Origin of the sequence: Mucilaginibacter conchicola (assembly GCF_003432115.1) — a bacterium.
In the GTDB taxonomy this organism is placed as follows: domain Bacteria; phylum Bacteroidota; class Bacteroidia; order Sphingobacteriales; family Sphingobacteriaceae; genus Mucilaginibacter; species Mucilaginibacter conchicola.
In genome coordinates this window covers 224,422-237,364 of sequence record NZ_QWDC01000004.1, presented here as the reverse complement: position 1 = coordinate 237,364, position 12,943 = coordinate 224,422, and the positions used below count along the sequence as shown (strand labels likewise).

Here is a 12,943-nt window from a genome sequence, read left to right as displayed (position 1 = left end):
CCCCGATATACCGGGTAAATAATTAAAAATCAATTTATAATGCAACAGTACGAAACCGTGATCGTTCTAACCCCGTTGCTTTCAGAAGACGTTGCGAAAGAGGCAATTGCCAAATTCACAAAGATCTTAACTGATGGCGGAGCCGAAATTGTCCAAGAAGACAATTGGGGTTTGAGAAAATTAGCGTACCCAATCCAAAAGAAAACTACTGGGTACTATCACTTAACTGAATACAAGGCTCCGGGTGATTTAATTAACAAATTGGAGGTTGAATTCAGACGTGATGAGCGCGTTCTGCGTTTCTTAACTATTGCTTTGGATAAACATGCCATTGCTTACAACGAGAAAAAACGCAGCGGTGCTTTCAACAAAAAACCTGCAGCTAAAGCGGAGGAGAACAACTAATGGCAAACGACCAAATTAAATACGTTACTGCTCCAAAAGTGGAGGATAACCGTAAAAAATACTGCCGTTTCAAAAAGAACGGTATCAAATACATCGATTACAAAGACGCTAACTTCCTTTTAAAGTTTGTTAACGATCAAGGTAAAGTATTACCTCGCCGTTTAACAGGTACTTCTTTGAAGTTTCAGCGTAAAGTGGCTCAGGCAGTTAAACGTGCCCGTCACATCGGTTTATTACCTTATGTTACAGATTCATTAAAATAGTCAAGGAGGTAAACAAATGGAAGTTATATTAAAACAAGACGTAAAAAACCTCGGCGATAAAGACGATGTAGTGAATGTTAAGCCGGGTTACGGCCGCAACTTTCTTATCCCTAAAGGTTACGCTATATTAGCTACTGAAAGTGCACGTAAAGTTTTGGCTGAGAACATTAAACAAGCTCAGTTCAAACAAGAAAAAATCCGCAAAGATGCTGATGCTATTGCTGCTAAATTAGAAGGTGTAAAACTTACTATTGGCGCTAAAGCTGGCGAAACCGGTAAAATCTTCGGTGCTATCAACACTATCCAGGTTGCTGATGCATTGAAAAAAGAAGGTTTTGAAGTTGACCGTCGCCGTATTACTTTTGATCAGGAGCCAAAATTCCTGGGCGAGTACGTTGCAACTGTAAACTTGCACAAAGAAGTAAAAGTTCAGGTACCTTTTGAAGTAGTAGCTGAGTAATTATAACCCCTCCCAACCCTCCCCTAAAGGGAGAGGGCTTTAGGAAAGGATTTCAAAATAAAAAAGGAGTTTGGCTTTGCCTCACTCCTTTTTTATTTACAGTACATTTGCAGCATAATGGCAAAAAAAGCGCAACCGGCAAAAAAGAAAAGCAGCAGCAAAGGCATACACCGCAACGGCATTGTTAAACTGGTATTGCGGGTACTTAAGCTTGCTATTATCATTTTTGTAGGTGCAAGCCTGTTTGGCGTGCTGCTTTATCGTTTTGTAAACCCGCCGGTAACCTGGCTAATGATACAGCGTGGCTTTGAACGCAAAGGTCGTGGCTTGGATTGGAAAATAGACAAACAGTGGGCTGATTTTGATGAAATTGCCGACCCCATGAAACGCGCCGCCGTAGCCGCCGAAGATCAGACTTTTCTTGAAAATCACGGCTTTGATTTTCATGCCATTGAAAAAGCTATCGAGAAAAACTCAAAAAGCAAAAAGCTGATAGGCGGCAGTACCATTACACAGCAAACAGCCAAGAACGTTTTCTTATGGCCGGGTCGTTCATTTGTGCGCAAAGGTTTAGAAGCATGGTTCACGGTACTTATAGAAGCTTTTTGGAGCAAAAAACGCATCATGGAAGTTTACTTGAATGTTATTGAAATGGGCGATGGTATTTACGGTATCGAAGCCGCATCGCAGGCCTATTTCCATATACCGGCATCAAAATTAACAAAACGGCAGTCGGCGGCTATTGCGGTGATATTTCCCAGCCCGCTACGCTGGAGCGCCACCAACCCTACCCGTTATTTAAAGCACAGGCAATATCTTATACTTAAGAATATGCGCCGCCTGGGCCCTTTAGAATTTTAATTATATAATAGTTAATTTTCTTATATTCGCGCATTAAAATTTATGAATACCAAGACCTTAGCAATCACTGCAATAGCCTCAGTTTTATTGGCTGCAAGCTGCAAAATTGACGCCCCCGTTTTACCCGAAGGCTTAGTTGTAAAAGACGGCAGCGTTAAACCAACCAACCCTGGTGGCGGCACCACTCCTACCACACCAGATCCGGGAACCGACGCCACTTACACCGTAGGCATAGGCGCCGATGATACTTTCATTTACCAAATAGATAATGGGCCTAAAGTTACCTTGCACAATGTAAGCTACGCCAACCAGGATCCTGACCCGGATATTGATTTCCTGGGGAACACCAACCTGTCGGCACATAGTTTAGATTCAAAGCAGGAAAGTATTTCTTTTAGCGTGGGTGTAAATGATGCTACAGGAATATTCCCTATCAAATTATTCAGCCTTAAATCAACCACGCTCGATTATGAGATAGTTGATAAAGCGGATGAAGAAGAAGATACAGTTGAAAGGGGCTCGGTAAAATTCACTTATTTCACCGAAGATGCCGAAGGCTTTGACGTTATTAAGGGCTACTTTAAAGTAAACGTTATTGATAAAAAGGACGGCAGCAAACACGTTATAACAGGTTCATATAACACCGGTAGCTAACACTTTTAAAAGCATACCCGGAGACATGAATAGCCAGGTAACTGCATTTGTAAACAGCCTAAACATTGCTATAAAAGAAGCTGTTGAAGCATTGCACAATATTATTCTGAGTGCCCACCCCGAAATTGCCGGTCACATAAAATGGAATAGCCCTGCCTTTTATTATACCGGCGTAATGGCCTCTTTTGACCCAAAAACTTATAAACGCGATACTGCAGTAATGAACCTTAACCGCAACCGCCTTATGCTGGTATTGCCCACAGGTACCCGATTAACGGATAACACCGGCCTGCTCGAAGGTAAATACACCGATGGCCGAGGTATTATCAATTTTAAAGATAAAGCCGATATTGAAGCCAAAGCCCCTGTTTTGCAAAGCTTGCTAAGGCAGTGGGTAGATATGGTGGAGAAATAAAGAAAAACAGCTTTTTGCCGTGGTGTTTCATCTGTTAATATTTATCTTTAGCTACAATTATATCTTATACCCTAAACCAATGTCAAAAAAACTATTCGTTTTAAGCACCTGCATAATATTGCTTGTATTCTCGTGTAAAAACACTGAAACCCCTGATCCTGTTAAACCCGGTGAAACTACAATAGATAAAACCCTGCTTACCGGCTGGTGGGAACCTACCGACAAGGAAAAACCGAAAATTTATTTTGGTGATGATAACTTCTTTTATCAGAATTTAGCTAAGGATATTATACCTGTGGCCGGCTTTTGGCAAACTTCTAATGATGTTATTAAGTACAGCGTTGAGCAAAACGGCACATCTACAACCCAGTTTAAAGTAACCAAATTAACTGCAACAACTTTAGAGTTTCAAAACGGAAATACTAAAGAAACTTTTTCAAAGGTAAACCTGCCGGCCATCACAACGCCTGCTATTTCAACTATTGCAGGCACAGGAGTAGCTGGTTACACAGGTGATAATGGCTCGGCTAAATCAGCGCAGATGACAAGCGCTACCGGTGTAGTTATTGACAAAACCGGCAATATATTTTTTTGCGATCGCTTTAACCGGGTTATAAGAAAAATATCTGCCATTGATGGAAAAATAAACACTATTGCAGGTACAGGCAACCTTAACCAAAACAGCCTGAGTTTCACAGATAATTCACCTGCACTCAGCATCGATCTTTTTGATCTAACAACTCTTACGATTGACGATGCTCAAAACCTTTACGTTACCGAAGCGCAGGTTAACAGGATAGATAAGATAACCACCGACGGGAAAATATCATGCGTTGCCGGTTGCTCAACCCAGCAAGGGGCATCAGGCGACGGCGGACCAGCAAAACTGGCAACATTCACCTATCCGCACGGTTTAGCAGTAGACGCACAAGGCAACCTCTATATAGCCAGTGATGCTAATGGAAAGATCAGGAAAATATCAAACGGTATCATTTCAACTATTGCAGGCACGGGAGCAAAAAACTATAATGGCGACGGTATATCAGCAACCAGTGCCAATATTATGCCCTTCGATATATCGATAACAACAAACGGAGATATCTACTTTACTGAGATAGACCACAACCGTATCAGAAAAATAACAGCAGCAACGGGTATCATTTCTACAGTTGCAGGCACCGGGGTTAGTGGCAACTCCGGCGATAATGGACCGGCCATCAACGCTCAAATCATTCCCTTCGGAATTAAAGCATTACCAAATGGTGATATTTATTTTACCGACTTGAACAACATTGTTAGAAAAGTAAACGGCGCAACGGGCATTATCACAACAATTGCAGGTACCGGATATAACGGTTATACAGGAGATGGCATACATGCATCTGCCTATTCTCTTGCTGACCCCTTTGGTATTACTACAGATACCAATGGTAACTTGTACATAGCCGAACGAAACCGCATCCGCAAAGTAGCAGCTAAATAATTAAACTTAGCTATTATATTCAGCCACTAAGTCGCCAAATAACTGCTTGTGCCAGCTCTCACGGAAAGGCACTTCCCATTTGGTGCGCAGATCGGCAAGGGTTTGGGTAAGGTTGTTAAACACAATGGTATCGGCGTTTATTTTGCCCTGTTTTATCAACTCTTCAAACTGCGCACGCGTGGCTGATAATATGGTTTCGCCATCGCGGTAGGCAAGGTTAAAACGATCAAACAGGTTGATGCCAAAATGCTGCTCTACCTGCTTCATAAAGTTTACAGATTTATCTATTGAGCAGCCACTTGCGCCGGCCTGGCTTTCATCCACAAACAAAATAAGGAAACGGTTGTACCTTACTTCGGCTTTGGCTAACAATTGGTTGTTGTGCGCGGTCCAGCTGCGGGTAAAGTTATCTAACAATACCTGTGCTTCCTGCGCCTCTAAGGCGGTTAATTCCCTGTCAGCTTGATAGATCCAAACCCTTGAATGTGAAGAAAATTCCATAGCACAAATTTAAGCGATTTTTTAAATTGAAGATATTATATGTTGTCATGCCAGCATCAATTCTGAAACCTGTTACCAAAGCACGCCTTAGCATTGCCTTTGCCGCAATATGCCTGTTATTTTGCAGCTTTAAAGGTTTTATGGACGAACAGGGATGGACCAACTGGGGAAACCGCATGCTCAACGAGGCTTATGACCCATCGGTTGAGCCGAACGTAAAGAAGTTTGAGATCAACCTCACACCCGATCATTTTATACGCCTGCGCAAAACTTATCAACAGGGTAAACAAGAATACTTTTCGTTTAAAGTGAGCCGTTTTAGTGCGCTCGATTATAAGCCAGGCACCGCCAATACAGATACCATCAAATTTAAAACACTTACCGACGATATTATCTACCAAACGTTTGAAGACCCCGCCGGCGACCTCGACTCAATGGCTACCGAATGGGCTATCCCGGTAAAAAAACTATCACCCAAAAGACTGGACAGCTTAAAAGAAGCGTTAATATTTTTAAAAGGGACAAATTAATGAAATACTTATTTGCAGCTACACTTCTACTTTTAGGATTTACTACCAATGCACAAGGCATTAATAAGCAGGCAATTGATACATGGCTGGTAAAATGCGACACATCATACAAAGCGAGCAAGATATCTGGCTATGCCTTTAATAAGATAGTGTACGAGCCTAAAGATTCGGTAAAGTTCAACAACGACCTGCAATCGCTCAAAAGTACCGAACTGTTAAGTATTGATCCATTTTGGAACGAAGAATTGTTACCTACAACTGATAAGCCAGGAAAACTGATGGTTTTAATTGTTAAAAAAGGCGAGCAAACACCGGCTATCAAACAATCCACCTTAAAACTGGCCATAAGCAGGTATGCCCCGCAAAAGACTGGTACCAGCCCTGCTACCAAGCCCGTTTTAATAATTAATGGACAACCCGTTTCACCAACAGACAGCTATGCAAAATTATCTAACCTTAAAATAGAATCTATTACCGATATTTATTACAGCAAACACCCGGTACCTGCAGAGTATTATGGACCTACCGCAAAGAATGGGATAGTTGCTGTATGGACCAAGTAATTACAACCCGTTCGCCTTCACGGTTATCTCGGCAATATCCAAAACTTTTATTTCCTGCTCTTTCTCTATATGTTTTACCCCATCGGTAAACATGGTCATGCAGAAGGGGCAACCTGAGGCAATTACACTGGCTTTGGCTTCCAGTACATCCAGCATGCGCTCGTCGTTGATATCTTTTTTGCCCGGCTCGGGTTCTTTAAACATTTGGGCACCACCGGCACCACAGCAAAGCCCGTTGCTTTTGCAGCGCTTCATCTCCACCAGGTCGGCATCCAGTATCTCTAAGGCACGGCGCGGAGCTTCGTAAACATTGTTACCACGACCAAGGTAACATGGGTCGTGGAAGGTGATCTTGCGGCCTTTAAAGCTTTCGCCGCCTTCGGCTTTTAGTTTGCCTTCGTCTATCAGTTGCTGTATCAGTTGCGAGTGGTGTATCACCTCGTAGTTACCGCCAAGAGCAGGGTACTCGTTACGAATGGTATTGAAACAATGCGGGCAGCCGGTAACTATCTTTTTAATGTTATAGCCATCAAGCACCTGTATGTTCATCATGGCCTGCATCTGAAACAAGAACTCGTTGCCGGCACGTTTGGCAGGGTCGCCTGTACAGCTTTCTTCGGTGCCCAGCACTGCGAAGCTGATGCCCACGTGCTGCAGTATCTTGCAGATATCGCGGGTAATGCGTTGTGCCCGTTCATCAAAGCTACCGGCGCAACCTACCCAAAAAAGTATCTCGGGTTCCTTGCCTTCGGCAGCCATTTGGGCCATTGTAGGTATCTTCTGTTCCATGGTAAGCTCTTATTCTTCGCTGATGTCGCTTATAAATTCATTAATACTACTGTAACCCGAGAAGGTTATGCCCGAGTTGATCTCACTTAACCTGTTCAAAATATCCACAGCAAGATCTAAAGCCTCTACCTCTATCCCCTGCATTTGCGCATTCCAGTTTATACCGGCCTGTGCATCGCTGCCGGCCATCTCAATGCACCAGTTCTCTAAAAAATCAGATAGCAGAATCTCGGTCGGCAAAAAGCCTTTCCAATCATCTCGGGCGCAGTTTTTGGCTTGCGTACGGTCATTCCAGAAAGGGATCACGGCGTTCTCCTCATTAGTACTGGATTCGGCATTAGCCCAGCCGCCTTTACCCTTTAACCCCCACACCGATCGGTTGGCTGCGGCTTTCTCTACAAATGTTTTATATGCGGCCTCAAAGGCCTCCGTATTTTGTTCCATGTAATTTTCTCTTTTCTATGATCCATTAACTATGAACCATCAACTATTCCTTCTCCGCCCAGTTAAACCTATCTGCCTGGCTGTATTTCCACGGGGCACCATTATTCTCCATGTTGCCGAACATATTATTGAGGCTGGCCGGTGCTTGTGACTCTTCCATCACCACGTAGCGGCGCATCTCGGTGATAATTTCCAGCGGATTGATATTTACCGGGCATGCCTCAACACAGGCATTACAGGTGGTACAGGCCCATAACTCCTCGCGGGTGATATAGGTATCCAGTAAAGTTTTATCATCGGTATGGTCCTTGCCATGCTTGTCTATATTGTTACCCACCTCGGTGATACGGTCGCGGGTATCCATCATTATTTTGCGGGGCGACAGTTTTTTACCCGTAATATTTGCCGGGCAAACTGATGTACAGCGCCCACACTCGGTGCAGGTATAAGCATCCATCAGGTTTTTCCAGGTGAGATCGGTAACATCCTTTACACCAAAACGGCTTACTTCGGCAGGTTCGGGCACAAAAGAAGGATCGAGCATGGCCTTTACTTCGTTAGTTACCGAATCCATATTGGTGAACTGCCCTTTGGGCTGCAGCCTTGAGTAGTAGGTATTTGGAAAAGCCAGCAGGATATGAAAATGCTTTGAATATGGCAGGTAATTTAAAAATGCCAAAATGCCGATGATATGAAACCACCAGCAAACACGCTCTACAACAACCAAAGCACTCGCAGCCGATGGCAACAGCGGTGCAATAAACCCGCTCACAGGGAAACTACCGGCCTGCAGATAATGGCTGTAGTGCAAAGCCTGTAATTTATAATCAGCGGCATTCATGGTGAGGAAGGCGGCCATCAACAAAATTTCGGTGATAAGGATGTAGTTGGCGTCAGATTTTGGCCAGGCGGTCATCTCCTGCCCTGTAAAACGTTTTAAACGCAGCACATTGCGCCTTACCAGGAATATGGCACATGATACCAACACCAGCAGCGCCAGCACCTCAAAGCCGCCTATCAGCAAGCCGTAAAAACCACCCAGGTATTTTGAAAACACACGGTGCGAACCGAACAGGCCATCGATCAATATCTCCATTACCTCGATATTGATAATAACAAAGCCCACATAAACAAATATGTGTAAGATGGCTGCCACTGGGCGTTTGGTCATTTTACTTTGCCCGAGGGCCACGCGGGCCATGGTTGCCCAGCGCTCAGACGGGCGGTCGCTGTAATCAGCATCGCGCCCAAGCAATATATTACGACGGATCTTTGCCGCGTTTTTCCAAAAAAGATAAACCGCAGCCGCCAGTATGATGATAAAGATAGCCTGACTGATCATAATTTATTATGCATGCATAGTATTTATACTAACGAAAATACTTATTTGTTTTAATGTTACAAGGTATGAAATGTTTTAAATGCAGATAAATTAGCTTAACAAAAAGCTTTTTGAAAATTAATACACTGATAATCAACAGCAGTATGCGCCCAAGTAATCTATTTTGAAAAAAATGTTTTTAAAACTGAAAAAAAGGCTACATTTGCAGACCCCAAACGGGGAGATGGTGCCATAGCTCAGTTGGTAGAGCAAAGGACTGAAAATCCTTGTGTCGCTGGTTCGATTCCAGCTGGCACCACACTCAAAAGCCTTCAACGAAAGTTGAGGGCTTTTTTGTTTTGAGTCAAATCACATACGCGTAAGGTTCAATTCACATTAGCAATCGTCGTAACGTTATTATCAATAATTTGTATTATTGGTCTTAAATAAACTTGTGAGAAGAACCTATTTTGCAATCGCTATAGCCGTGGGTGTTGCCATCGGCATTGCATCACATAATGTAGCTATCGGAATTGGATTTGCAGCAGCGCTTGGGATACTGTTTGCGGGAGATGGAAGCATTAAGCGGTAGATCGTTCGCTGTACATTGCCCCATTTTAAAGAACTGTCTAAATAGTTCTCCTTAATAAAAATAAGAAAACTTTTAAACTTCCAATCAAAGGCCTATTCTTTTGACACCATCACCGTACTCCGCTGTCACATTCTCCAATTTGATAGTTCAACAATTATTATATAGGACTCACTAAATCCCAACCTTTAACCACGACGGCTTTTCACTATTTAGTATTTTATCTTCTATTTTTTTGGCTGGCAGGAAGGTGCAGCAAAAGAAAACTATGAATGAGATGGCAAGGTTAAGTTTACTGCGCACTTCCCAGGCGGCAATAACAGCATTCTTTGACTGAACATAATAAAAATCAGGAAGTTTACCTGATTGAATATCAACATACTGCTGATCGGTAAGGCCCACTTTATACTGCTGGTTTTCATAACGGATGAACACCTCATAATGACGGAACTTGCCACCCCGTATTATCGAGCAGCCTTCAATGTTGTAGGATAAGACCTTATGATTTTGCTCAATTGCTTTGATGTATTCCGAGCGATCATAAAATAAAACACAGGCTGCTATAAATAAAGCAGCTCTTATGGCCCAAAGTAAAACCCTATAAAAAGGCTTAATATCACTTACCGCTTTCTTTTGTATTAGTTGTTTATCTGTCGCCCCGGCCACTATCGCTATTTAATTGAACAGGAAATTTATCATTTCGCAATTTACCTTTCCCCAATTATACAGTGCGTGGTAAATTCTCAATAATTATACACAAAAAATACTAACGCCCCTACTCAACCGTCACGTCAGCCCCTTTAGATAACTCGTGCCACTGAAGCAGTTTCTTCATCAGTTCCTCGGGTTTAACCGGTTTGGGGATAAAGTCGTCCATGCCAGCTTCGAGGCAGGCGCGTTTATCATTCTCCATGGCGTTTGCCGTAAGGGCTATAATGATGGGCTGTTTTACGTTTATCTGCCTGATGATGCGGGTAGCTTCAAGTCCGTCCATTTCGGGCATCTGGATATCCATTAGCACCAAATTATACTCCTTCTCGTAGATGGCTTCTATAGCTTGTTTGCCATCAGTAACCAGGTCGGTTTTGTAGCCCAGTTTCTTCAGTATCTGCTTTATCACCAGTTGGTTTACATCGTTGTCCTCGGCGGTAAGTATCTCGTACGGGAAACGCTGTGCAAAATCTGCCGAGAGGTTCTTTTGTGCCGGTTTATCATTTGCAGCAGCAATATGCCTTGAGATAGCCTGCGTTACCTGTTTTATCAGCACCTGTTGCTTTATGGGCTTGGTCATGATAGAAGTGAACAGCTCGCGGTTACCGGCTGCAATTTCTTCCCCTAACGAGCTGAGCAGTATCACCGGCATTTTAGCATAACTCTTTCTTATCTGGCGGGTCAATTCAATACCATCCATCTCCGGCATATCCATATCGGTAATCACAAGAGCTACTCCGGCTTCGCGTTCAAGAACTTGTAGCGCTTCCTCACCAGATCGTGTGATTATCGGCTCGATACGCCAGTTTCTGAACTGCCTTTCCAGTATCTGCAGGTTGGTATGGTTATCATCAACTATCAGTATCTTTTTACCTGCAAGCAAAACACTATCGGTTTCCTGCAACAACGGCGCCTGCACGGCACCCGGCTGCAGCTGAATAGTAAATATAAACGTCGACCCTTTATTTGGCTCGCTTTGCACCCATATATCGCCCTGCATTAAACTAACAAGGCGCTGGCATATAGCCAAGCCTAAACCTGTACCGCCATATTTACGGGTGGTAGAGGCATCAACCTGCGAAAATGCCGTAAATAGCTTCTGCGTTTTATCTTTAGGGATACCAATACCGGTATCCCATATCTCGAAACTAAGGGTTACCTGCCCTGCCGCCGATGCACTTTTTTTAGATACCCTTATTCCTATTTCACCTTGCTCGGTAAATTTAATGGCATTGCTTACCAGGTTTATCAGCACCTGTTTAAGCCGCAGCTGGTCGCCAATAACATTGGCAGGCAAGGTTTCGTCCATGTCATAAATAAGATCCAAACCCTGCTGGGCAGCCTTTATGCTGAACATATCCAGCACAGTCTCCAGCAGTTGCCTCAGGTCAAACTCCGCGGCCTCTAACTCAAGGTTGCCGGATTCTATCTTAGAGAAATCGAGGATGTTATTGATGACGTGGATAAGTGTTTCGCCACAGCCCGAAATGGTTTCGGTAAACATGCGCTGCTCGTCTGATAGTTCTGTTTCGGCCAGTAAGGACGCCATACCGATAACGCCGTTCATAGGCGTGCGGATCTCGTGGCTCATAGTAGCCAAAAAGATGCTTTTCTCCTGGTTGGCCCTATCGGCGGTATCACGGGCTTTCTGCAACTCAATATTATATGATTGCAATTCGGCATTTGCACGGGCCAGTATCTCCTCGTTGCGCTTACGCTCAAGCGATAGCTGGGCCTCTTTTTTCAGCTCGGTCATTTCCATGGCCTGCTGTACCTGCAGCTCGCTGTACTTACGCATCTGGAAGGCCCACAAACCACATATAAACATAATAACACCGGTTAGGGCTACGTGGATAACAAAGGTTTGCAGGTCAAAATAATTAAGCTGCGTAAAATAGATACCGGTTAAACCCGTGTTTTGCAGATAGCTAAATGTGGCGTGATGCAACACTACTATAATCAGCAGCGGTAATTGCAGCCGCCAGTTTTGGTAGGTTATTAACAGCGCGCTTGAGATGAACGCAAAAAAGTGCATCTCAAACAAACCATGCATCTGGTAAATGTACTGCGCCATAAATACGCCCAGCACAGCGCTAAGCACATACTGGTAAAGGGCCGATTGTGGCAGCAACCATTTGGTACTGTAATAAGCCGCTACACAGGCACCGCCTATACCGAAGGCCACCAGCCAGGTATCATAAAAAAAGGCCAGGCCAATGCCTATTATAAAGTGCGCAGGGATAAAATAATTCATCAACCTGTCCGATCGTTCTTTTACCTGCGTCCTGAAGGCTATATTTTGATGTGCAGCGGGTGTCATTTATTGTTGATTTAGAGTTGGGGGGATCTGGTAAATTAATTGGTACAACCCGGCAAACTGCAGCCATAAGAAGTTAGCGCCAGCTTATCAAAAACAATTTTCTGCTGTTGCTTAAGCAAGCCGTTTACGGCGATGTTGGCGTAACTGGTACGTTCATCGGTACAATAGCGGCTACGGTTATAGTTGCCGCGGTAATACAGCTGATCTTTGGCATCAATAAGCGCCACCTGCGGGGTTGAGTAAACGCCGCAAAGGGCTGATAGCCCGTTGTCGAAACTTACGGGGATATCCAGATCAAACTTTTTGCGGATCTCATCAGCCGTAAATTTGTATTTACTTACCACGATGATCTTAAAATCAACCCGTTGACCGTAATTGTATACCAGTGTTTTAAACTGCTGGATGTTGAAGCGCGAGCAAGGGCAATCGGGGTTAAAAAAGTGCAGGAACACGGGCTTGCCTGTTTTACTTTTCAAGCTATCGGGCAGGTGTATCAGCGTACCGGGCTTTATCGGTGTGTAACCTACAGGTACTGGCGTTGGCAACTGGTAGCGCAACTCGTTATACCAAAATATAGCGCCAATTACAGTTATCAGTACCACCAGCACCACTACGGCTAAAAATTTCCTCATTT

Annotated in this window: 16 protein-coding genes and 1 tRNA gene; 10 read left to right on the top strand and 7 right to left on the bottom strand. The window is 43.8% G+C overall.

Annotation, left to right across the window (positions count from 1 at the left end; genetic code table 11):
• The first annotated feature begins 39 nt into the window (after positions 1-39).
• The 7 genes from rpsF to D0C36_RS21755 all read left to right on the top strand — a co-directional run bounded on the left by rpsF (position 40) and on the right by D0C36_RS21755 (position 4,541).
• Positions 40-405: a 30S ribosomal protein S6 gene (rpsF, locus tag D0C36_RS21785; RefSeq protein ID WP_117393838.1), complete on the top strand. Its 366-nt coding sequence runs from the start codon at positions 40-42 to the stop codon at positions 403-405.
• Positions 405-668 carry a 30S ribosomal protein S18 gene (gene rpsR, locus D0C36_RS21780; protein WP_095705209.1) on the top strand — a complete coding sequence of 88 codons (264 nt, stop codon included), beginning with the start codon at positions 405-407 and terminating at the stop codon, positions 666-668. The genes rpsF and rpsR overlap by 1 nt, the downstream gene beginning before the upstream one ends.
• A 16-nt stretch (positions 669-684) precedes the next feature.
• A complete protein-coding gene (gene rplI, locus D0C36_RS21775; RefSeq protein WP_117393837.1) occupies positions 685-1,128 on the top strand; it encodes a 50S ribosomal protein L9 in 444 nt (147 codons plus the stop codon).
• 117 nt (positions 1,129-1,245) lie between these two features.
• Entirely contained in the window at positions 1,246-1,989 is a 744-nt protein-coding gene (gene mtgA / locus D0C36_RS21770) for a monofunctional biosynthetic peptidoglycan transglycosylase (protein WP_117393836.1), read from the top strand.
• A 42-nt stretch (positions 1,990-2,031) separates the two neighbouring features.
• On the top strand, positions 2,032-2,643 hold the full coding sequence (locus tag D0C36_RS21765) for a hypothetical protein (RefSeq protein WP_117393835.1): 612 nt from the start codon (positions 2,032-2,034) through the stop codon (positions 2,641-2,643).
• A 25-nt stretch (positions 2,644-2,668) separates the two neighbouring features.
• A complete protein-coding gene (locus tag D0C36_RS21760; protein WP_117393834.1) occupies positions 2,669-3,058 on the top strand; it encodes a DUF1801 domain-containing protein in 390 nt (129 codons plus the stop codon).
• Positions 3,059-3,137: 79 nt separating this feature from the next.
• A complete protein-coding gene (locus D0C36_RS21755) occupies positions 3,138-4,541 on the top strand; it encodes an NHL domain-containing protein (RefSeq protein ID WP_117393833.1) in 1,404 nt (467 codons plus the stop codon).
• A gap of 6 nt (positions 4,542-4,547) precedes the next feature.
• Here D0C36_RS21755 and D0C36_RS21750 read toward each other — a convergent pair whose 3' ends face one another.
• Positions 4,548-5,042 (bottom strand): ABC transporter ATPase, encoded by a 495-nt coding sequence (locus D0C36_RS21750; protein WP_117393832.1) that lies wholly within the window; start codon positions 5,040-5,042, stop codon positions 4,548-4,550.
• A 47-nt stretch (positions 5,043-5,089) separates the two neighbouring features.
• On the opposite strand from D0C36_RS21750, the gene D0C36_RS21745 reads away from it, so the two are divergent.
• Positions 5,090-5,572 carry a hypothetical protein gene (locus tag D0C36_RS21745; protein WP_117393831.1) on the top strand — a complete coding sequence of 161 codons (483 nt, stop codon included), beginning with the start codon at positions 5,090-5,092 and terminating at the stop codon, positions 5,570-5,572.
• Positions 5,572-6,135 carry a hypothetical protein gene (locus D0C36_RS21740; RefSeq protein WP_117393830.1) on the top strand — a complete coding sequence of 188 codons (564 nt, stop codon included), beginning with the start codon at positions 5,572-5,574 and terminating at the stop codon, positions 6,133-6,135. The genes D0C36_RS21745 and D0C36_RS21740 overlap by 1 nt, the downstream gene beginning before the upstream one ends.
• Here the strand turns inward: D0C36_RS21740 and D0C36_RS21735 are convergent, their stop codons facing one another.
• Genes D0C36_RS21735 through D0C36_RS21725 form a run of 3 tightly spaced genes read right to left on the bottom strand, consistent with a single transcriptional unit; the run spans position 6,136 to position 8,710 of the window.
• Entirely contained in the window at positions 6,136-6,924 is a 789-nt protein-coding gene (locus tag D0C36_RS21735; RefSeq protein ID WP_117393829.1) for a (Fe-S)-binding protein, read from the bottom strand.
• A gap of 9 nt (positions 6,925-6,933) precedes the next feature.
• On the bottom strand, positions 6,934-7,368 hold the full coding sequence (locus tag D0C36_RS21730) for a DUF2750 domain-containing protein (protein WP_117393828.1): 435 nt from the start codon (positions 7,366-7,368) through the stop codon (positions 6,934-6,936).
• A gap of 43 nt (positions 7,369-7,411) precedes the next feature.
• Complete coding sequence (locus D0C36_RS21725) at positions 7,412-8,710, bottom strand: (Fe-S)-binding protein (RefSeq protein ID WP_117393827.1); 1,299 nt, start codon at positions 8,708-8,710, stop codon at positions 7,412-7,414.
• 225 nt (positions 8,711-8,935) lie between these two features.
• On the opposite strand from D0C36_RS21725, the gene D0C36_RS21720 reads away from it, so the two are divergent.
• Positions 8,936-9,008: transfer RNA gene (locus tag D0C36_RS21720), tRNA-Phe, on the top strand.
• A 444-nt stretch (positions 9,009-9,452) separates the two neighbouring features.
• On the opposite strand, the gene D0C36_RS21710 is transcribed toward D0C36_RS21720, so the two are convergent.
• From D0C36_RS21710 to D0C36_RS21700, 3 genes are all read right to left on the bottom strand, one after another.
• The gene (locus tag D0C36_RS21710) at positions 9,453-9,944 is read right to left on the bottom strand and encodes a hypothetical protein (RefSeq protein WP_117393825.1); all 492 of its coding nucleotides are present in this window, start codon (positions 9,942-9,944) and stop codon (positions 9,453-9,455) included.
• 109 nt (positions 9,945-10,053) lie between these two features.
• Positions 10,054-12,309, bottom strand: coding sequence for a response regulator (locus D0C36_RS21705; protein WP_117393824.1), 2,256 nt, complete (start codon positions 12,307-12,309; stop codon positions 10,054-10,056).
• 35 nt (positions 12,310-12,344) lie between these two features.
• Complete coding sequence (locus tag D0C36_RS21700) at positions 12,345-12,941, bottom strand: TlpA family protein disulfide reductase (RefSeq protein WP_117393823.1); 597 nt, start codon at positions 12,939-12,941, stop codon at positions 12,345-12,347.
• Positions 12,942-12,943: the final 2 nt, after the last annotated feature.